Origin of the sequence: uncultured Adlercreutzia sp., assembly GCF_958431955.1 — a bacterium.
Taxonomy (GTDB): Bacteria; Actinomycetota; Coriobacteriia; order Coriobacteriales; family Eggerthellaceae; genus Adlercreutzia.
Genome location: NZ_CAUASN010000002.1, coordinates 119,984 through 140,149, shown reverse-complemented (window position 1 = coordinate 140,149; position 20,166 = coordinate 119,984). Strand labels below are relative to the sequence as shown.

Genomic DNA, 20,166 nt, shown 5'->3' with positions numbered 1-20,166 from the left:
TCTTCTGATGTTTAAATAGCTTCTAATTGATTGATTGTGTAAAGAAGAGATGGGGGGAGTGCGCCCGCGCCTGGTGCGCCGCCCGCTAGAGGACGAGCGCACTCTCCTCAGGGAACTACGGACGCCGGCGGCGCAGTACGTACCAGAGAAGGACGCCGCCGACGATGGCGCCCAATGCGGCGAGATAGGCCGGCACGAGGGACGCGTCTCCCGTTTGGACCAGAGGGCTGGCCGGGGGCTCCTCAAGGACGGACGGCTCCTCGGGCTGCGGCTCGGCCGGGCCGCCCGTGGGAGGCAGCGGCAGGTCGGGGTAACCGTAGGAGACCGTCTGCCCCTCGTCTTCCAGATCGGCGTGGAGGGCCACCTCGGTGTCACCGTGGTAGAGGGACTCGAACACCACGAGGGATACTCCGTCCAGGGCCGCGCCCGGAATGGCTATCTCCACCTCCACCGCGCCCTCGGTCGCATCGGGGACGAAGGTCTTCTCGACGGTGACTATCTCGCCGTCCACGGCGAAAGGCTCCCCGGTGGCCTTGTCCATGAGGAGCGCCACCAGGCGGTACTCGAATCCCGGCGTAAGCCCCTGGTAGCTCACCTCGTCCACGATGACGACTTCCTCGGCGGGCTCGCCCTCGTGGGTGCCGCTGACGCTGTCGCGGGCTGCGGTGCCGATGGTGATGGGGTTGACGGCGACGGTCTGCTTGAGGTCGTCGATATCGCGATGGGCGGCTTCCTCCACCCCGTTTTTGAGGAGCGTTTCGAATACGACAAGCTCGGCGCGCTCGCCGATGTCCGAGGCGTCGAAGGCGAGTGTCACGTTCTGGTACCCGTCGGGCGCGCTCGGCGTGAAGGAGACGATTGCCGTGACTTCCTCGTCGTCGACGAGGAAGGGCTTTCCCGTGGCCTTATCCATGAGCACGGCCTCAAGGTCGTAGGGCTCGCCCGGCTCAAGTCCTGCGTAGGTGACGCGGTCTACGATAGAGACCTCGGCATCGGCGCTGATCTCGCGGTCGTAGATGTCGTTAGAGATGCCGTCGTAGGCGCTCGTGGAGATGGACGGCCTGCCCGCAGAGGTGTTGTTCAGGGTTCCCATGTCGATGGTCGCGGCCTCGTCGGAGGCGTCCACGACGATCTCGTCGCGAATCATCTGGAACGGCTCGTTGGCCGGGCAGCGCAGCTCTTCTAGCTCGTAGGTGTCGAAGGGCAGCGCCCCACGCCCGTTGTCGGGCGCTACGGCCTCTCCGTCGCCGCGCAGCCCGAACCAGGTGCCCGCCGTGGCGTCGAGGGCGGCGGCATCCAGCACGAGCGGCATGCGGAAGCTGCCGTCGGGCGCGCGGAACTGCTCGTCGTTGGCGTTGGTGTTGCGGTCGTGCGGGTGGGCGGCCGTCGACTCGGTGGAGGCGACGCCGTTCTTGTCGGTGACGACGATGTGCCACTCGCCGGTGGTCTTCGAGGTGAGCTTGAAGGGGATGCCGGCGAGCTTCGAGGCGCCCTCGGCGCGCTTCATGAAGCGCACATCGGATCGCACGACCGCATCAGCGATGATGTCGCCGTCCTCCTCGGCGTCGAAGGTCTCGATGATCTCGCCGTCGTGATCGGCGTCGGTGATATGGCGCACGTGCACGGCGGGGTCGAGCAGGTAGCCCTCGGGGGCCTTCACTTCCTGGATAGCGTAGGTGCCGATGGGCATTGCGATGGTGCCGTCGGAGAGCTTGTAGAAATCGGAGCCGCTTACTTTGTAGGGAAGCTGGGTCTCGTTCCCATGTCTATCCATGTGCGTGAAGCTACCTTCCGCGTCTTTCAGTACGAACGCACCCTCGTCGTTGGTGCGCACCGTCCAGCTGGCGCGGGGTTGCAAGGGAGCGATGGACGACGCCGTGCCGTCCGCAACGTCATAATAGTCTATACGGAAGTGCGCGTCCCCCAGGGTGGCCGCACCTTGGGCAAAATTCTCCTTGCTTTGGGCATCCCGTTTCTGCAGGAAGATGGCCAGGGGGTTGAGCTTGGCCGCGTCGGTGACGGAGCGGGTGTTCACGCGGCTCACGGTGTCATCGGTGACGGTGACGGGGTAGACGCGCTCGTCCAGGGCGAAACCTTGGAGGGGACGCTTGGTCTCGCGCACCCAGTACGATCCGATGGGCAGCTTGTCGGCTCGCGCGTAGCCGTCTCCCTCGTCGTTGAGCCCGCATCGCAGCTCGCGCACGAGCTGGGTGCAAGCGGCGTCGCGGTAAATGCCGTAGGTGGCGCCGGCGAGGGAGTAGCCGGAATTGCCGGTGGTGAGGTTCGGGTTGTTCGACTGCTTGAGCAGGTCGATCGACCCCTGCATGGGGACGTCCTCGAAGGTGATGGCGCTCGCGGCCGCATCGTCGGCCGCCGCCTCGACCTCGAGGGGCTCGACGGCGCTTGACAGGCGGAAGCCCGCCGGGGCGAACAGCTCGGCTACATAGTAGGTGCCCGCCTCGATGTCCTCCACCACGTTGCTGGCGCCGTCGGCCTGGGTTACGAAGGTGAAGGCGGCGTTCTGGTCGGCCCAGCTGCGGGCGTCCTGCCAGCTCTTCCACGGCGCGCCCTGGGCCTTCTTCGCGGCGCTCTCGGCGGCGCCGCGGTCGGCGAAGGCCGCGAACACGCTGTTGGCCAGGGTGTAGTTTCCATTAGCGCTTGAGATGTCCGGCTCGGCGGACGCCTTCGTCAGCTGGGCCTTCCCCGTGTTCGCGGGCGCGGCGAGGATATAGCCCACCACGTCTTGGAACTCCGCGCCGGTGGCGGCCGACATGGCATCGAACTTGTAGAAGAATTTGTACCAGCCCTCGTACTGGCTCTGGGAGCCGGTGTAGGTGCCCTTGAACACGATGTAGCTGTCGCCGTTGGGGTTGGTGGTCACAGCGCCGTAGCCGTTGTTGACGTTGGAGGATCCGCAGGTGCCATGCGCCATGGCCCGGTTGTCGGGCGCGGTGCCCGAGCTGATGCCCGCGTCGAAGAAGTCACGGCCGGTGGTGACGTAGCGATCGTAGTAGTGGCCGCCGTCCTGGGCGGTGGCGAACTGGGCGTCGGCTCCGTTGCGCGCGGCGACGGTGTCCCAGAAGTAGAGGTCGACCGCCGCGTCGAAGGAGCTGTCGTTCACATCGAGGAACCAGTCGTTGAAGTGCGTGGGGTTGGGGGAGCTGTCCTCCCAGACCTGCGAGGCGCTGAACAGCACGCCGAAGCCGTAGCTGCCCACCTTCTCGGGCGGGAACCCGTAGGCCTTCTGCTTCTCGACCTGCTGGTCGGTGAAGTTCTCGAGGCGCGTGTGGGGGTTCAGCTGGTAGCGCTTCTCAGCCTGTCCGGGGAAGGCGCCGCCGCGCTCGGCGGCCGCTGCCGCGCCCGTCGACTCATCGACGATGTCGGGCACGTCGGAGGCGAAGGTGATCTGCTGGCCGCCATGGGCGAGGGTCACGTCGGAGGTGTCGAGGTCGGCGAGGACGTAGCGCTCGTAGGCGGGGTGCGCCGGCGAGAGCCAGAAGATGATGCCGAGCGTATCGCGCTCCTCCTCGTAGGCCGCCGGGATGCGCACCGTGCCTGCTTCCGGATCGTAGGCGCACTTCTCGGTGATGTCGCGCTGCTCGTAGTTGAAAGCGGCATAGTTCTCATACACCTCGAAGGAGAGGTTGTCCTCGTAGTTGAGCGCGCCGGCGTCGTCGTTCACGGTCACGAGCATGTCGTCGCCGTCTCGGACGTAGGGCGCATCGTAGCCGAAGTAGTCCACCGTCTCCCCATCGGCGTCCTTGAAGTGGAGCATGACGGGCACGGTGGGCGCCTCATTGGCCTGGGCGGGCGAGGTACCGGCCGTAAAGGGTATGACGCTCGCCATGAGCAGGAAGGCTATGAGGGCGCTTGCGATCTTTCTCATGCGGCCGGGCTCGGGCCGCGCGAGGTTTCGACGGGTGGGATCCATAGGGTCTCCTTTCTGCGCTGGCCCCGAAGGCGCGCGATGCGATGGAAAGGCCGGGCGCGGGCTCACAGCCCCGTAAAGGAGTCGAAGAGGGGGGGGGCGGAGCGGTAAGCCCGCGCCTGGCAGCCCCTACTGTAGAATCCCGGAACCGCAGAAATGACGCGGCGCGTTCGCATTTCGCTCCCGCCGCGAACCGCCGTCGCGCCGCCGTGCAGGCCCGCTCCCATCCCGCTCGCGTCTCGGCGGGTTCCCGGGAAGAATCTCCCACGACTCCCCGCCCGGCCGCATCCGCGTCCCCGTTCCCCATAAGTGGGACGTTTTCGTCTCAGCTGAAAAGTCGCGGACCTGTGAATTCCCCGTATACCCGTTGTAGGGATTTCAAGGGGCGCGGCGGCTTACGGCGGCGTTTCCGGGTGCTGCTCCCTATAATGAACGCCGAAACACGCATGTCGGCCGCGCATCGCGCCGGGCCGGCGCTTGGAAAGCACGCTCCCAACTTCTAAGGAGTTCCCCCGTGGATATTCTCATCATGCTCGTCTGCGGCATTATCACCATCGGCCTGCTCGTGTTCATCCACGAAGGCGGCCACTTCCTCGCCGCCCGCGCCTTCGGCGTGCGCGTGACCGAGTTCATGCTCGGCCTCCCCGGCCCTTCGGTGGGCTTTACCCGGGGCGAGACGCGCTTCGGCGTGACGGCGGTGCCGCTCGGCGGTTACGCGAAGGTGTGCGGCATGGAGGCCGGCCCCTTGCAGCCCCACCTCCAGGAGGTGCTCGCGTCGCTGTACCGCCGCGGCACGGCGAACATGGAGGACGTGGCCCGCGACTGCGGCATCTCCGACGATGAGGCCTACGAGGCCCTCGAGGAGCTCGTGGAGTGGGGCAGCGTCATCGCCCCGCAGAAGTCCGACCAGTTCAACACCTACCGCGCCCCGCGCGTGGCGCCTACCAAGCGCCAGATGAGGCGCGCCGCGAAGGCCGGCAAGGGCGAGCTGCCCCGCTACGAGCTGGGCGAGGCGCGCCCCGTGGACGATCCGCGCGCCCTGTACGAGTCGGAGTACAAGCAGCAGTACCGCTCGCTTCCCTTCTGGAAGCGCTCGGTCATCCTGCTGGCGGGCATCGCCGTGAACCTGCTGTTCGCCATGCTCGTGTTCGTGCTGGTGTTCTCGGTCATCGGCTTTCAGGTGGCCCACCCCGACACCGGCGAGATTATGACTATCCACGCCTCGGTGCTCCAGGCGCTGCAGGCGGGCTTCTCCTACATCGGCATGGTGGTGCAGGCGGTTATCGGCCTGTTCAATCCGGCCACGGCGGCCCAGACGGTGTCGGATTCCACCTCCATCGTGGGCATCGCCGTCATGTCGAAGGACTACTTCCAGGCCGGCCTCATCGAGGCGCTCGAGTTCATGGCCATGATCTCGGTGTCGCTCGGCATCATGAACCTGCTGCCCATCCCGCCGCTCGACGGCGGCCGCTTCGTGGTGGAGCTCTTCCAGAAGGGCACCCGCAAGACGGTGTCGCAGAAGGCCATGAACTATATGTCCATGGCGGGCATGGCGCTGTTCCTCGGATTCTTCGTGATCATGCTGAACCAGGACATCCAGCGCTTCGTCTTCGGCAACTGGGGGTAGGGGCTGTCGCTCGCCCCGCCGGAACGAGCGGACGGGCCGACGCTATCGCGCAACATGAATGATGTGTGGGGACGGCCATCGGGCTGTCCCCGCCTTTATAATAGGTTGAACCCTTCGTTCTAAGGAACGTCTATGACCAACGAATTGAAGCCCTCCGAGCGCGCGGATGCCGCTGCGGGGGCAACGAGCGAGGCTTGCGGTGCCGGCTCGCTCAAGCCCCACGAACGCACGCGGCAGATCATGGTAGGCGGCGTGCCCGTGGGCGGCGGGGCGCCGGTGGCGGTGCAGAGCATGCTGAACGCCGCGCCCGACGACGTGGAGGCCAACCTCGCGCAGATAGAGGCGCTGGCGGAGGCCGGCTGCGAGATCGTGCGCATGGCCATCCCGCGCCGCGCCTGCCTGGATGCCTTCGAGGCCGTGTGCGCCGCGTCGCCTTTGCCCGTGGTGGCCGACATCCACTTCGACGCGCGCATCGCCATCGAGGCGGCTCGGCGCGGGGCGGCGAAGCTGCGCATCAACCCCGGCAACATCGGTGGCTTGGAGGCCACGCGCGAGGTGATCGCCGCCGCTCGCGAGGCGGGTATTCCCATCCGCATCGGGGTGAACGCCGGCTCGCTCGACGATGCGCTCGCGGCCCGCGACGACCTCACGCTGCCCGAGAAGCTCGTGGCCTCGGCCGTCGAGTACGTGCGTTTCTTCGAAGACGAGTGCGACTTCCACGACCTGGCCGTGTCGGCCAAAGCCCACGACGTGCAGACCACCATCGACACCTACCGCCTGCTAGCCGCCGAGTTGCCGCACGTGCCGCTGCACATCGGCGTCACCGAGGCCGGCACCGCCTTCCAGGGCATCATCAAGTCGGCAGCGGGTTTGGGCGTGCTTCTGGAGGAGGGCATCGGCGACACCATGCGCATCTCGCTCACCGACGACCCGGTGGTGGAGGTGCGCGCCTGCTGGACGCTGCTCGGCGCGCTCGATCTGCGCCGGCGCGCTCCCGAGCTCATCAGCTGCCCCACCTGCGGGCGCTGCCAGGTGAACCTCATCGGGCTGGCACGTGAGGTGGAAGAGCGCCTGGCGCAGGTGCAAAAGCCGGTGAAGGTGGCCGTCATGGGGTGTGTGGTGAACGGCCCGGGCGAGGCCGCCGATGCCGATATTGGGGTGGCTTGCGGCGCGGGGTCGGGCGTGGTTTTCTCCCATGGTAAAATCGTTCGGAAAGTTCCCGAGTCAGATATCGTGACCGCCCTTATGGAAGAGTTGGAGACCCTATGACCCAGATTCTGCGCATGAGCAACCTGTACGCTCCCACCTTGAAGGAAGACCCGTCGGATGCCGACATCGCCAGCGCGCGCCTGCTTCTGCGCGCGGGTATGCTGCGCAAGACCGCCTCGGGCGTGTACACGTTCCTGCCGCTGGGCTGGCGCGTGCTCCACAAGATCGAGGACATCGTGCGCGAGGAGATGGACGCCGCCGGCGCCCAGGAGATTCTCATGCCGGCCCTGCAGCCGGCGAAGCTGTGGCACGAGAGCGGCCGTTGGGACGACTACGGCCCCGAGCTCATGCGCCTGACCGACCGCCACGACAACGAGTTCTGCCTCGGGCCCACCCATGAGGAGCTCATCGTGGACTTGGTGCGCAACGAGCTGCGCTCCTACAAGGAGCTGCCGGTGAACCTGTACCAGATCCAGACGAAGTACCGCGACGAGATCCGCCCGCGCTTCGGCCTTCTGCGTTCGCGCGAGTTCATCATGAAGGACGCCTACAGCTTCAACGCCACCCAGGAGTCGGTGCAGGAGACCTACGACGCCATGGGCGAGGCCTACAAGAAGATCTGCGACCGCTGCGGTCTGGAGTGGCGCGAGGTGGAGGCCGACGGCGGCCAGATCGGCGGCAGCGTGACCGCTGAGTTCATGGCGCTGGCGGAATCGGGCGAGGCGGAGCTGGTGTACTGCTCGTGCGGGTACGCGGCCGACGCCGAGGCCGGCGCGTGCATGGCGCGGCCCACGGTGCATACGGTGGACGCCATGGAGAAGATCGCCACGCCGGGCGTGCACACCATCGCCGAGCTGGCCGAGTTCTTGGATATTCCCGAGTCCTCCACGGTGAAGGCCCTCTCGGGCAAGGACGCCGAGGGCAATCTCATCTGCGTGTTCGTCCCCGGCGACCACGAGTTGAACGAGCTGAAGATCGAGGGCGTCGTGCCCGGTTTCACGCTGCTGACCGACGAGGAGATGAAGGACTTCGGCCTGTGCAAGGGCTCCATGGGCCCGGTGGGGCTGCCCGAGGGCGCCCGCGTCATCGCGTCGCTGAGCCTGAAGGCCGTGCCGCAGTGGGTGGTGGGCGCCAACGAGGACGGCTACCACTACGTGGGCGCGCGCCTCGGCGAGGACTTCACGGTGGACGAATGGGCCGACCTGGCCACGGTGAAGCCGGGCGACTGCTGCCCCGAGTGCGGGCTGCCGCTCGACGGCGCGCGCGGCATCGAGGTGGCTCAGATCTTCCAGCTGGGCGACAAGTACTCCAAGGCCATGGGCGCCACGTTCATGGACGAGGAAGGCAACGAGGTGCCGTTCTTCATGGGCTGCTACGGCGTGGGCATCTCGCGCACCCTGGCCGCCATCGTGGAGCAGCACAACGACGAGCACGGCATCATGTGGCCGCCCTCGGTGGCTCCGGCTCAGGTGTGCATCGTGCCGCTGACCGTGGGCGACGAGGAAGTGCAGCCCATGGCCGAGAAGATCGCGCGCGATTTGGACGAGATCGGCTTCGACGTGGTCATCGACGACCGCGACGAGCGCGCCGGCGTGAAGTTCAACGACGCCGACCTCATCGGCTGGCCCGTGCAGATTGTCGTGGGCAAGCGCGGCCTGGCGGAGAACAAGGTGGAGGTAAAGCTGCGCCGCACCGGCGAGAAGAAGGACGTGTCGCTGGACGTGCTGGCCGAGCTCATGGGCTTCGCCCGCCGATCCATGCGCAACAATACCCACACCGGCGCCGGCTACGGCAGCTTCGACGCCATCTTCGGATAAGCCTCAGTAAAATACCTGATCAGAACCCCTGTCAAAGACTTTTGGCAGGGGTTTTTCGCGTTGCGAGGGGGTATGCCAAAGAGTTTTGGTGGTAGGGTGGCACCCGTCATGTCACTCTGATTGCGAAAGGACGGAACAGTGGAGCTGAAGGAGTCGTTGAAGGAGCATCGGGCCCGCCTCGGACTGTCCCAAGAAGAATTGGCGGAGCGCATTTTCGTGTCGCGCCAGACCATATCGAATTGGGAGACTGACTGCACCTATCCCGATGTGCAGAGCCTTCTGCTGTTAAGCGAGCTGTTTGAGACGTCCATCGACGAACTCGTGAAGGGAGACGTGGCAATTATGGAGAAGACCATCAAGGAAACCTGGAAGACGATGACGAATTGGGCAATGGCCGCTTGGGGTTTGGTGGCGATGGGGTTCGTCTGCCTGATCGTCGGCTTCCTGCTGCCGACGGGTCCCTCGTCGTTGGCGGCCAACTGCACCGAAGGCGAGGTGCTGGGATTCGTGCTGTTCGTGGCCTTCTGGATTATGGGCCTTATCGTCATCAACAAGGTAGAGGTCATGAAGAAGCAAAACGACCTGGTCACCTACCGGGAGATCGTGGCTTTCTCCCATGGTGAAGAGCCCCAGCGTGACGATGCGGGCCTGGGGCGCCGGCACCCGCGGGCTGCGAGCGTCCTGAAGGTCGTGGTGAGCGCCGCCTCGGGCTTCATCGTGGCCTACGTGATCATGAAGGTGTTTTTGTAGGAGATACGGCGATCTTGCCGGCAAGGTCGCGCAAGCAGCCTCGTGGGCAAGCATTTAAACATGATAGAGTTAATCATCCTTTGACGGGGCAGTAACAGTGCTGCCCCGTCGGTGCATTCGGGTTGCGGTGCCGCCTATGATGAAGGGGCTAACTCATCAAGAAAAGGGAGGTCCCGACATGACGACGATCGCAGACGGACTGAAAGACGTGTTTCTGGCCGGCGTGGGCGCCATGGCGCTCGGTGCCGAGAAGACCCAGGAGCTGGTAGAGCAGCTCATCGCCAAGGGCGAGATCACCGTGGAGCAGGGCAAGCAGATCAACTCTGAGGTGCTGAAGCAGGCCCAGGCCACGGGCGAGCGCGTGCAGCAGCAGGCGCAGACGGCGACAGACGAGGCCGTTCGCCAGGCGAAGGCCACGGCGAGCCATATGGGCGAGCAGGCCAAGACCAACGCCGAACTGGCGAAGGAGAAGGCCGAGTCGGCTGTGTCCATGGCGCGTTCCCAGGCCGAAATGGCCGCCGATGCCGCCAAGAAGGACTCCGCCAGCTTCGCCGAGGCACTGAAGCACGACGTGCTGGAGGCCCAGATGGCCATGATGACCCCCGAGCAGCGCGCCGAGTTCGCCAAAAAAGCCGCCGAAATCGCAGCCCGGGATGTCAAGGCCGAGTAAGCGCCCCCAACCATTTCCTGAGAAAATGGGGCAGTTTCACCTGCGATGCGGGTGGCTGCCCCTTTCTTTCAGTATCCTAGCAGCACGCAAAAACTAACTGAGGAAAGCGAACCCATGGCTGATTTCATCGAAGGCAAGCGTCCGGTTATCGAGGCGCTGCGCACCCACGTGCCCCTGAAGTACATCCTCATGGCCGACAACCTGAGCCAAGGCGACAGCATCGTGCGCGACATCCAGCGCAAGGCGAAGAATCGCAATGTGCCCATTAAGAAGGTGTCGAAGAAGAAGCTCGACGAGATTTCCGAGCGCGGCAGCCACCAGGGCGTCATGGCCGAGGCCGAGCCCTTCGGCTATGTGAACGTGACCACCATTCTGGAGGCAGCGGCGAAGTCGGCCGAGGAGCACGACGGGCGGGCGCTCATCGTGGTGCTCGACCACATCACCGATGCCGGCAACCTGGGTGCCATCGCGCGCTCGGCCGAGTCGGTGGGCGCGGCGGGCCTCATCATTCCCAACAAGCGCGCCGCCCGCGTGACGGCCGCTACCTACAAGAGCTCGGCGGGGGCCATCTCGCACATTCCCGTGAGCCAGGTGGCGAACATCACGAGCACCCTGGACCGCCTGAAGGAGGAGGGCTTCTGGGTGGCCGCTGCCACCGAGCACGCGAGCGACTACATCTGGAACACGAACCTGAAGGGCAAGATCGTGCTCGTGATGGGCAACGAGGGCGAGGGCGTGTCGCGCCTCGTGCTGGAAAGCTGCGACTTCGGCGTGAAGCTGCCCCAGGTGGGCGAGATCTCCAGCCTGAACGTGGCCCAGGCCTCCACCGCCTGCATGTACGAGTGGCTCCGCCAGAACTGGTAGATTCCGTCGTTGCTAACGCAACGACGGGAATGCCGACGCTGCGGTTCCGACAGGCACCTGGCCTTGCCATTCAGCGCTTTCCCTCGCGGCGCGAAGGCCGCTCGGCCGCGCTTCAAGGCAATTCCAGGCGCCTGTCGAACCCTCGCTGATTTCCTTGGGCGAACCTCTGAGGTGGTGAAATATGGGAAAGACAAGAAAAAGGCTCCTCATCGTCGATGGGTACAATGTGCTGCGGTCGGGCAGCCGGTATCGGTGGCAGCCACGGGCCGATGAGGACTACACCGACGACTTCTTCAACACGGCGCGCGAGCGGCTCATCAACGACGTGGTGAACTTCGCCGGGCGCGACATGGGCGCCGTCATCGTGTTCGACGCAGGCGACAACGAGCTTTCCCAGGGCAGCCGCACCAAGGTGGGCGGCGTGGACGTGGTCTTCTCGCCGGCGGGCCAATCGGCCGACAAGGTGATCGAGAAGCTGGCCTACGACGCCGGTAAGCGCGGCGTGGAGACCATGGTGGTCACGAGTGACGCCGCCATCCAGGACACCGTGTTCGGCGGCGGCGTGGACCGCATGAGCGCCGAGGGATTCTCCCACGAGATGGGCGAGTACTACGAGGACGCGCGGCTCGACGACACCCCGAAGGTGGCCCCCAAGCGCACGGTGGCCGACCGCATACCGGCCGACACGCTGGCCAAGTTGAAGGCCCTGCGCGACAAGAAGTAGAACGTTTTCCCAGATCAGACACTCCGCAACCAATAATTGCGGGAAATGACAACGCGAATTGGTCGCGCGGGCGGCGGCGTTTCGGTAGGCTCGAAGGCAGTCGAGGAAGGCAAACGCAGAAGAAAGGGACCACACCATGAACGTTGAGATTGCCGAGCGCCTGGCCGCGCGCCGTAAGCAGGCGGGGCTGTCCCAGGAGGCTCTGGCCGAGAAGCTGGGCGTGTCGCGCCAGGCCGTTTCCAAGTGGGAGCGGTCGGAGTCGTCGCCCGATACCGACAACCTCATCGCACTCGCGAAGCTGTACGGCGTGTCGCTGGACGAGTTGCTGTACGTGGACGACGCCATCGCCGACGATGTGGCCTTCGAGGCGGCCGACCGCGCCGCGGGGCGCCGGGGCGCGGCGGGCGCGAGCGGCGCTGGTGCAGCAGCGGCCGCAGGAGCGGCTGCCGGCTCGGCTGCGGGCGGAAGCGTGCCGGGAGCCGTGGGCGCTGAGGGCGGCGCAGGCGAGTCTGCGGCTGACGCCCACGACAACGTGTCGTTCGGCCTCGACGGGATCAACGTCGAAGAGGAGGGGCGCGGGCACGTGCATGTGGGCTTCGACGGCATCCGCGTGAACGACGGCAAGGACCACGTGCTGGTGAGCTGGGCCGACGGCGTGCACGTGCGCGACCGCTACGGCCAGGAGGTGCACGTGGGCTGGGACGGCGTGCGCGTGAACACCACCGAGTCCGGGGCGAGCGACCACATCTTCGAGCACGCCTCCTTCGACGACATCGATTCCGACTTCGCCAAGCGGTGGATGAAGTTCCCCTTCTGGGGCGTGGTGCTGGCGGCCTATCTGCTGCTCGGTCTGGTGAGCGGCGCGTGGTGGCAGGGGCTGTTTTTGCTGTTCCTCATTCCCGTGTACTACATTGTGGGCGCGGCCATCGTATCGCGCCGCGTGGCGCCCATGCTCTGCGGCCTGTATCCCGTGGCGGCCACGGCATGGTTCTTCTGGATGGCCTTCATCGTGGGGCAGTGGCATCCCGCATGGGTTATCTTCCTCACCATCCCGCTTGTGGAGATGATTATCGTGAAAACCTCCGAACGTTGGCACCGCCGCCGGGGCACGGGCAAGGTCGAAGTCGAAGAGGTGTCTTAGGCGAGTACTGGGTCGACGGCTCGAAGGGGCGAGGTTTCGCTGTGGCCGGCTGGTGCCCCCCTCGGCCGCCCCGCCCCTTCTCAGGCGGTTCGCCGCTTCTCTGGTTTGGCCGCCGCCCCGAATGGGTTGCTGCCTTCCCGTCGGGGGCATCGCCTTCCCTCAGTGTTCGTGCGCCCCCGGTTCCTCGGAATGCGGGGGCTTTTCTTTGGTATGCTGGTGTCGTTGAGAAAGAGGCCGGTATTTTCCCAGGTGGCATGTGGGGCAACCGTTGGTTGTCGAGGCGATTTTCCGCAGGATTTCGAAATTGACCACAAAGGGTGCTGGTGCAACTTCGGGGGAAACCATAGGGTGAAAGGCGAGCAGTGACCACACGCAGGACACGAAAGGGAACCATGATGAACGTGGAGATTGCCCAGCGTCTCGCCGAGCTGCGCCGCGAGCGCGGCTTTTCCCAGGAGAGCTTGGCCGAGCAGCTGGGGCTGTCGCGCCAGGCCGTTTCCAAATGGGAACGCGCGGAGTCGGCGCCCGATATGGGGAACCTCATTGCCTTGGCCGACTTGTACGGCGTGACGCTCGACGAGCTGTTGCGCGTGAGCCCCGAGGTGGAAGAGGACGTGCGCTACGAGTCGCAGGAGCGCGCCGAGTCGGCGGAGACTCAGGCAGCGGAAGCAGCCGAGGAGGCCCGCGAAGCCGCCGAGCGCGCCGAGGCCGCGGCCGTGGCGGTCACGGCGGCCGCTGCCGAGGGCGAGGGCGCGCAGAAGGTGGTCGTGGAGGTGAACGCTCCGGCAATGGGGGCCGGACTTGGGACCGCCGGACCGGCCGGAGCCGGCGGGGCCGCTGGGACGACCGCGGGTGCCGGCGGGGTTGCTGGTGCACCCGCCATGCCGCCTCGCCCGCAGGCCGCTTTCCCCGGCAGCTCGTCGGCGCCGGTCGGCATGCCGGGCGCGACGATGCCCGGCTACGGCGCTCCGCAGGCACCCGTGCCGCCAGCGGGTGCGGCCCCCTTCGGGGCGCCGGCTCCCATTCCCCCGGCCGCCGTGCCCATTGCGCCGCCACCGCCGCCGCAGCCGAAAGACCCGCTGCGCAGCTTCCCCTATCCGCTGCTGTGTGCGGTGCTCTTCCTGCTGGGCGGTTTCTGCTTCGGCTGGTGGAACCCGGGCTGGATCATCTTCCTCACCATCCCGTTCTATTACTGGATTGTGAGCACACTGGAATCGGACCCCGCCTATCGTGAGTGGCTTGCCGAACGTGAGCGCGTGGCGCAGGAGGCGGCTCGCGAAGACGCTTCGTCCGAGGGAGGTGCCCGATGAAACTGGCGACGAGTACGTGGGTGAAAGTCGCGCTCATCGGGCTTCTGTGCCTGGGCGTGTGCGGATGGCTCGGCGGCTGCAGCCGCGGTATGTGGTTCGCGAACTCGCCACTGTGGCCCGGCGGCGTGCTGGGATGTGCCGGCATCAATGTCATGGACGGTGCGCTGTCCGACCTGGGCCGCCCCGGCAGTTACGAGACGACGACCGAGGGCACCCGCTTCGAGGCGGACGCTTCCGAGGTGAGTGCTATCGAGTTGAACTGGCTGGCCGGCTCGGGGTACGTGTGGGTGGCGTCCGACGACGAGACGGGCGGCAAGGTGATCGTGGAGGAGACGGTGCGCAGCGGCTCGTGCCCTGTGATGGTGTGCGAGGTCGAGGGCGGCGTCCTGTCCGTTTCCTACATGGAAGGCAATGGCGGCCTGTCCGGGTGCTCGCAGAGCTGGTTCGGCCAGAAGGACCTGACGGTCACAGTGCCTGCGTCATTGGCCGATCAGCTTGAGCTGTTCGAGCTGGAGGCGGCTTCGGGTCGCTACACGGTAGAGGACCTCAGCTGTGTCGAGCTGGAGATGGACGTGGCGTCGGGCGAGGCGAACGTGACGGGCGTCACGGCCGAGCGGGCCTCGCTGAGCAAGGCAAGCGGTCGGATATCTCTGGAGGGCGTCGTTACCGATACGGTGGAGCTGGACCAGGCCTCCGGCGCTACGGTTCTCTCGTTTGGAACGCAGGCCCCCTCGAAGGTGACGGGCAGCTCGGCCTCGGGCAGCGTGGACCTGGTGCTGCCCGTAAACACGCGGGTGGAGGCGAATGTCGACAAGACGACCGGCAGCTTCGCCAACAACCTGGGCGATGGGGCGGGTGCCAACGGCGATGCCGACGCTCCGACGTGTTCCCTCGACTTCGACATCTTAAGCGGCAGCTTCACCGTTAATCCGGCTGAGTAAAACTTCGTGGCATTCGGGCACCGGCGAACGTCGGCGCTCTCCTATTGAGAAGAAAACGACGGATTTCGTAGTATTCGTAGGCAAGAGGGCGGCGTTTTGCCTGATCACGTTCTTTAGACGACCTCTTTTCAAGCGAAAAAGCTACGAAAACCGTCGTTTTCTTCTCATAACGCACGGGCGCTCTGCCGGGCGGACACATGCAACACGGGGCGCGCTTCCCTCCCGAAGCGCGCCCCGCTTGGTGATGGATCGCAGGTGCGGAACCCGCGGCATGTTTCGCGCTGCGACTTAGCGCTGGCCGAAGAGGTCGTCCAGGTTCAGGCCGCGGCCGTCCTGGCCGTACTGGTCGCCGTAGCCATAGGCGTTGCCGCCGTCCTGGCCGTAGCCGTAACCGTAGTCGTAGCCGTTCTCGGGCATCTGCTGCTCCTGCTGCTTCTGGGCCTCGGCGGCCTTCTGGCTGGCGGCGTCGTCGCCCAGGGTCACCTGGATCTCCTGCTCCTGGCCGTTGCGGTTCACCGTGAGGGTCACCGTGTCGCCGGGGTTCTTGCCGCGCACGGCCAGCATGAGGTCGGAAGCGCCTTCCACGCTCTCGCCGTCGAGAGCCGTGATGATGTCACCCTCGGTCAGGCCCGCCGCCGCAGCGCCGGAGCCCTCGGACACGGCGGCCACATAGGCGCCGCTCTCGGAGGCCAGACCGAAGCTACCCGCCATCTGGTCGTTCACCGTGGACAGGCTCACGCCGAGCTGGGCGTGGGTGGGCGTCTCGCCGGCGATGATCTGGTTCGCGAGGTTCACTGCGTAGTTCGCGGGAATGGCGAAGCCCACGCCGGAGTAGTTGCCCGAGTACGAGGTGATGAGCGTGTTGATGCCGATGAGCTTGCCGTCGGAGTCAACCATGGCACCGCCGGAGTTGCCGGGGTTGATGGCCGCGTCGGTCTGGATCATGTTCGGGTAGATGGTCACCTCGCCCGAGCCGCCGGCCTGGGTCGACTCGCTCGCGTCCATAATCTGGGAACGGCTCGTGGCGCTCACGATGCCCGTGGCCACCGACTGCTCGAGTCCGAAGGGGGCGCCAAGCGTCATGACCCACTCGCCGACGTTCAGGTTGTCGGAGTCGCCGATCTCCATGGGAGTGAGGCCGCTCGCGTCCTTGGCCTTCAGCACGGCCACGTCCGAGGACGGATCGGTGCCCACAAGCTCGGCATCGTAGGTGGTGCCGGCGATGGTCACCTTGAAGGCGGAGCCGCCGTCCACCACGTGGTTGTTCGTGATGAGGTAGCCGTCCTCGGACAGCACCACGCCCGAGCCAGTGCCCATGGCCTGCGTCTGGCCGCCCGCTTCGGCGTAGGTCTCCACGAACACCACCGACGGCAGGCACTTGGCCGCCACGACCTCCGCCAGGGTGGCGTCGCCGTTCGTGGCCAGGGCGGTCTGGGTGATAGGCGCGTTGGCGCCGGCGGCCTCGGCGGTCGCGGGGTCGATGATCGCGCCGTTGATGCCCAAAGCCAGCATGCAGGCCATGGCAGCGCCGGCGAAGCCGGTGAGGAAGGTGCGGCTGCGGGCCTTCTTGGCGCCGGGCACGTTCGCGGCCATGGAAGCGGCCACCGAGCCGTCGATGTCGAAGGGCTGGGCGGCAATCTCGTCGGCGGGGCGGGCATGGTTGCCGCGCAGGGAAGGGGTGTTGCCGCGCTCGTTGAGTCCGTTGAAGTTCGTCATAGGTGATCTCCTTGTGTCGAGGGGGTCGTCTTGTGCTGGGGCGAACTCTAGCACGCGCCAGCATGCCTTTTCCGCGACGGCAACCCCTTATCACGCTCCCGACACGCAGATACATCAGGTGGAGTACACCCCGGGTATGACGAAGCGGCCTGTCCCAAAGAAGGGACAGGCCGCTGCAAGGAAGTTTTGTTGGAAACGGTGGGAATGGTGGGCGGTGGCGTGCTCCGAGGCCTCTGCCAGCGGCGCCCCTTCGTCTCCGCCAGTAGCGGCCCGTCGCCTCTTCGCTTTCGGTCGCTCGCCTCGGCCGCCCCCTACTCCTCTTCCAAGGTGATGCGGTCGATGCGGGCGGCCAGGTCGCTGCCGCGCTCGTAGAACTGGAGGTTCTGGTTGTGGGCGAAGTAGCGCTCGCAGCCGTGGTCGTTGATGAAGGCCATGCCCGCGCGGCTCACCGACAGGTCGGTCACGAGCATGAGCATCTCCTGGCCCTCGCCGAAGGCCTCTTCCACGAACTTGAACACGTGGTCGAGCGTCGCCGAGGCCGCGTCCACCGAGGCGTCCAGCTCGTCGAGCCGCTCGTTGAAGCGCTCGCGCGCCAGGTTGAACGTGGCGCCCCCGGGCAGCTCGGCCCCGGTGCGCACTACCTCGTCCAGAAGTCCGATGGCCCGCTCGAAGGAGCGGTAGCGCTCCTCGGACAGAAGGCTCGCGGCCCGTTCGGTGTCGCGGGTGCGGGCCAGCTCGGCGCTCGTGGCGCGCAGAAGCTCCGATATGTCCGCGTCCTCGGCGATGCCTTCCGCCGCCAGCCGCTCCTTCAGGTCGGCCAGCACGCCGTGGGTGAATGCGGCCGCCTTCTCTTCCAACACCGCCTGGCGCAGCACGTCCACCGTGGCGTCTACCACAAGCCCCATGACAGCCACGCGCTCGTCGAAGGGCGCCCGCCGGGCCCGCTCGGCCAGGGCTGCATCGGCGCTGCCGTCCAGGATACGGTCGATCTGGTAGTCGGAGCGATACTTCGTGAACAGGTCGTAGTACATGGCGAATCGCTTCGCAATGTCGCCGTTCTGCACATACTGCTCCACCAGCAGCTCGTCTACCGCGAGCCCCTGGCGCTCGTAGAGCTTGATCATGGCCGACAGGTCGTCCCAGCCGCGGGCCGTCACAAACGAGGCGCCGTCGGGGGTGGCTTCCACGGCGTAGAAGTGGCTGCGCTCGATATCCAGGTAGGTGATGATGGCCGGGTGCACGGCGCTGGCCACGGCGAACTCGCGCCACACGTCGTAGTCGGGCTCCACCTCGATGCGTTTGAGGCGGTCCCACGTGGCGATGTCGAAGTCGCGCGCCGTGCGGTTGTACTCGGGCGGATTGCCGGCCGTCACCACGATCCAGCCCGCGGGCACGGCGTGGCGCCCGAACACCTTGTACTGCAGAAACTGCAGCATGGCCGGTGTGAGCGTCTCGGACACGCAGTTGATCTCGTCCAGAAACAGGATGCCCTCGGTGCGCCCCGTGGATTCCATGGCCTCGTACACCGATGCGATGATCTCGCTCATGGTGTACTCGGACACCTGGTAGTCCTCGCCGCCGTAGGTTTTCGTGGCGATGAAGGGCAGGCCGAGCGCGCTCTGGCGCGTGTGGTGCGTCATGGAGTAGGACACCAGCCCCACTTCCAGCTCCTGGGCGATCTGCTCCATGATGGCCGTCTTACCGATGCCCGGCGCGCCGAGCAGGAACACCGGGCGCTGCCGCTCGGCCGGCAGCAGGTAGTTGCCGAACTCGTCTTTGGTGAAGTAGGCCACCATGGCGTTTCTGATCTGCTGTTTCGCTTCCCGAATGTTCATGGGGGCTCCTGTTCTAGTATTCCTCTTCCAATACGAAGGTGTCGTCCAGCACTACTTTCATGGCCCACGGGGGCACGGGTGCGCTCGCTGCGGCGTCGTCGGAGTCCAGGAAGACGAAGGCGGTCTCGTAGGTCGGACGGTGCGCGGGGTAAGTGCCCTGACCGTCAGTGAAGTAGATGAGTCCGCCCAAGTCGTTCAGCTCGCCGGCGGCCAGCGCTTCGTCCACGAAGTGGAACACGGGGCGGAAGTCGGTGCCGCCGAGCCCCTTCACGACGGGGTTGGCCAGGTAGTCTTCCAAGTCACGCAGGCTGGTGATGCGGGCCACGTCGGTCACCGCCGCGTCGCACTGCACGATGAGCACGTTCATCTGCGAGAAGAAGCTCGTCTCGTCGGCGAGGATGGAATAGGTGCGCTCGATGAATTTCCGCACGAGGCCGTCTTTGGTGGAGGCCGAGGTGTCGATGGCGATGACGAAGTCGCGGATGCGCTTCTCCTCGGCGAATTCCACTGGCTCCACGAGCGGCAGGTTGCCGTAAAGCGAGAGCCCGTAGGTGTAGAACACATAGTCGAACTCGTCGTCGTTCACGCGGATCTGCTCGCCCATGCGCGCGAATTTCCGCAAGAAGGCGCGGTAGTCGTGCTTCTCGCGGGTCACTTTGCGCAGGTTCATGGACAGATTCGATCCCTCTATGCCCCACAGCTTCGTATAGGCGTCCAGCTGGATGCCCATTTCCAGGGCGGCGTTCTCCCACTGCTCGCGGGAGCGATCCAGTTGCACGGTGTCGGCGAAGCGCTCGCCGATGGCCCGGGCGGCGTGCTCGGGCGCCTCCTTCTGGGTGATGTCGGCGGAATCCATGGCGCGGTGGGCCTTGTGGGAGTAGGGGACGTCGTCGGCCTCGTCGGGGATGTCCATGTCGGTGCCGGGGGTGTCGGCCGCGCCGGCGGCGGCGCTGCGCTGCCCCTCGCCCTCGGCGGCGTCGCCTTCGGAGGCGGGGCTGCTATCGCCCTCGGCGATGACGACGGCGTGCCACGGGCGGTGGTCGTCCACGTGAAAGCGAGCGCCCAGGCGGGCGAGCTCCTCAGGCGAGGCACCGGCCGCACGCCGCTCGCGCAGGGCGGCGTACACGCGCTCGGCGGTCATAAGGCCGGCCTCGGCGGCGATGCGCTCCAGCTCGGGACGTGAGGCGACGGCCTGGGCCGTGCGGGTGGCGGGCAGATCCAGCTGGTCGATGACCGACTCCACTACCATGTCGCAGGCGATATCCCACAGGTCGGCGTCCACGTTCGCGCCGGGGTACAGGTGCAGGAACACGTTGTGGAGAACCACGTGCAGGTAGGCGCGGCTCGCCTCGGCCGGGTCAGCGGCGTAGGTGCGCGCCCAGGTGGCAGGGTCGAGGCGCAGGTGAGCGCCGTCGGTGGCGAGCGTGGCGCCGGGCTGGGGCAGGGGAGTCAGACGGGCGAAGGCCGCGCTCATGAAGCGCAGGTTCACGAGCAGGCCGTTGCGCACGAGGTCGAGCGCCTCGAGCGCGAGCGCTTCCACATCGCCGGTGTTTCTCGCGACCTGTGCCACGATGCCCCTCTCCGATTGGCAGTCAAAGCCGATTTGCTTTTCTGGCCAAAAACAGCCTCGAGTG

General features: G+C 66.1%; 14 protein-coding genes. 10 read left to right on the top strand and 4 right to left on the bottom strand.

The features are described from left to right. Window positions 1-115 precede the first annotated feature (115 nt). On the bottom strand, window positions 116-3,931 hold the full coding sequence (locus tag Q5064_RS01535) for a VaFE repeat-containing surface-anchored protein (RefSeq protein WP_302961673.1): 3,816 nt from the start codon (window positions 3,929-3,931) through the stop codon (window positions 116-118). 511 nt (window positions 3,932-4,442) lie between these two features. Between Q5064_RS01535 and Q5064_RS01530 the strand changes: the two genes are divergently transcribed. The 10 genes from Q5064_RS01530 to Q5064_RS01485 all read left to right on the top strand — a co-directional run bounded on the left by Q5064_RS01530 (window position 4,443) and on the right by Q5064_RS01485 (window position 14,981). Beyond that, window positions 4,443-5,555, top strand: coding sequence for a site-2 protease family protein (locus Q5064_RS01530; protein ID WP_302961671.1), 1,113 nt, complete (start codon window positions 4,443-4,445; stop codon window positions 5,553-5,555). A 132-nt stretch (window positions 5,556-5,687) separates the two neighbouring features. Beyond that, a complete protein-coding gene (gene ispG / locus Q5064_RS01525) occupies window positions 5,688-6,824 on the top strand; it encodes a flavodoxin-dependent (E)-4-hydroxy-3-methylbut-2-enyl-diphosphate synthase (protein WP_302961669.1) in 1,137 nt (378 codons plus the stop codon). Beyond that, on the top strand, window positions 6,821-8,581 hold the full coding sequence (locus tag Q5064_RS01520) for a proline--tRNA ligase (protein ID WP_302961668.1): 1,761 nt from the start codon (window positions 6,821-6,823) through the stop codon (window positions 8,579-8,581). The genes ispG and Q5064_RS01520 overlap by 4 nt, the downstream gene beginning before the upstream one ends. A gap of 138 nt (window positions 8,582-8,719) precedes the next feature. Beyond that, a complete protein-coding gene (locus Q5064_RS01515; protein WP_302961666.1) occupies window positions 8,720-9,331 on the top strand; it encodes a helix-turn-helix transcriptional regulator in 612 nt (203 codons plus the stop codon). Window positions 9,332-9,509: 178 nt separating this feature from the next. Beyond that, the gene (locus Q5064_RS01510; protein ID WP_302961664.1) at window positions 9,510-10,001 is read left to right on the top strand and encodes a hypothetical protein; all 492 of its coding nucleotides are present in this window, start codon (window positions 9,510-9,512) and stop codon (window positions 9,999-10,001) included. 114 nt (window positions 10,002-10,115) lie between these two features. Continuing rightward, window positions 10,116-10,865 carry a 23S rRNA (guanosine(2251)-2'-O)-methyltransferase RlmB gene (gene rlmB, locus Q5064_RS01505; protein ID WP_302961662.1) on the top strand — a complete coding sequence of 250 codons (750 nt, stop codon included), beginning with the start codon at window positions 10,116-10,118 and terminating at the stop codon, window positions 10,863-10,865. A 181-nt stretch (window positions 10,866-11,046) separates the two neighbouring features. Continuing rightward, the gene (locus tag Q5064_RS01500; RefSeq protein ID WP_135971213.1) at window positions 11,047-11,589 is read left to right on the top strand and encodes an NYN domain-containing protein; all 543 of its coding nucleotides are present in this window, start codon (window positions 11,047-11,049) and stop codon (window positions 11,587-11,589) included. Between the two features lie 136 nt (window positions 11,590-11,725). Then, the gene (locus Q5064_RS01495) at window positions 11,726-12,730 is read left to right on the top strand and encodes a helix-turn-helix transcriptional regulator (RefSeq protein ID WP_302961661.1); all 1,005 of its coding nucleotides are present in this window, start codon (window positions 11,726-11,728) and stop codon (window positions 12,728-12,730) included. Window positions 12,731-13,125: 395 nt separating this feature from the next. Next, window positions 13,126-14,040, top strand: coding sequence for a helix-turn-helix domain-containing protein (locus Q5064_RS01490; protein ID WP_302961660.1), 915 nt, complete (start codon window positions 13,126-13,128; stop codon window positions 14,038-14,040). Further along, window positions 14,037-14,981: a DUF4097 family beta strand repeat-containing protein gene (locus tag Q5064_RS01485; protein ID WP_302961659.1), complete on the top strand. Its 945-nt coding sequence runs from the start codon at window positions 14,037-14,039 to the stop codon at window positions 14,979-14,981. The genes Q5064_RS01490 and Q5064_RS01485 overlap by 4 nt, the downstream gene beginning before the upstream one ends. 288 nt (window positions 14,982-15,269) lie before the next feature. Here Q5064_RS01485 and Q5064_RS01480 read toward each other — a convergent pair whose 3' ends face one another. The 3 genes from Q5064_RS01480 to Q5064_RS01470 all read right to left on the bottom strand — a co-directional run bounded on the left by Q5064_RS01480 (window position 15,270) and on the right by Q5064_RS01470 (window position 20,102). Continuing rightward, window positions 15,270-16,697: a S1C family serine protease gene (locus tag Q5064_RS01480; protein ID WP_302961658.1), complete on the bottom strand. Its 1,428-nt coding sequence runs from the start codon at window positions 16,695-16,697 to the stop codon at window positions 15,270-15,272. A gap of 311 nt (window positions 16,698-17,008) precedes the next feature. Next, entirely contained in the window at window positions 17,009-18,532 is a 1,524-nt protein-coding gene (locus tag Q5064_RS01475; RefSeq protein ID WP_302961657.1) for an ATP-binding protein, read from the bottom strand. A 13-nt stretch (window positions 18,533-18,545) separates the two neighbouring features. Continuing rightward, window positions 18,546-20,102, bottom strand: coding sequence for a VWA-like domain-containing protein (locus Q5064_RS01470; RefSeq protein ID WP_302961656.1), 1,557 nt, complete (start codon window positions 20,100-20,102; stop codon window positions 18,546-18,548). Between the last annotated feature and the right edge of the window lie 64 nt (window positions 20,103-20,166).

Excerpts from the sequence above, each read along its gene's own strand:
- Q5064_RS01535 (WP_302961673.1), bottom strand. The coding sequence starts at position 3,931 with ATGGATCCCACCCGTCGAAACCTCGCGCGGCCCGAGCCCGGCCGCATG.
- ispG (WP_302961669.1), top strand. The coding sequence starts at position 5,688 with ATGACCAACGAATTGAAGCCCTCCGAGCGCGCGGATGCCGCTGCGGGG.
- Q5064_RS01520 (WP_302961668.1), top strand. The coding sequence starts at position 6,821 with ATGACCCAGATTCTGCGCATGAGCAACCTGTACGCTCCCACCTTGAAG.
- Q5064_RS01510 (WP_302961664.1), top strand. The coding sequence starts at position 9,510 with ATGACGACGATCGCAGACGGACTGAAAGACGTGTTTCTGGCCGGCGTG.
- rlmB (WP_302961662.1), top strand. The coding sequence starts at position 10,116 with ATGGCTGATTTCATCGAAGGCAAGCGTCCGGTTATCGAGGCGCTGCGC.
- Q5064_RS01500 (WP_135971213.1), top strand. The coding sequence starts at position 11,047 with ATGGGAAAGACAAGAAAAAGGCTCCTCATCGTCGATGGGTACAATGTG.
- Q5064_RS01495 (WP_302961661.1), top strand. The coding sequence starts at position 11,726 with ATGAACGTTGAGATTGCCGAGCGCCTGGCCGCGCGCCGTAAGCAGGCG.
- Q5064_RS01490 (WP_302961660.1), top strand. The coding sequence starts at position 13,126 with ATGAACGTGGAGATTGCCCAGCGTCTCGCCGAGCTGCGCCGCGAGCGC.
- Q5064_RS01485 (WP_302961659.1), top strand. The coding sequence starts at position 14,037 with ATGAAACTGGCGACGAGTACGTGGGTGAAAGTCGCGCTCATCGGGCTT.
- Q5064_RS01480 (WP_302961658.1), bottom strand. The coding sequence starts at position 16,697 with ATGACGAACTTCAACGGACTCAACGAGCGCGGCAACACCCCTTCCCTG.
- Q5064_RS01475 (WP_302961657.1), bottom strand. The coding sequence starts at position 18,532 with ATGAACATTCGGGAAGCGAAACAGCAGATCAGAAACGCCATGGTGGCC.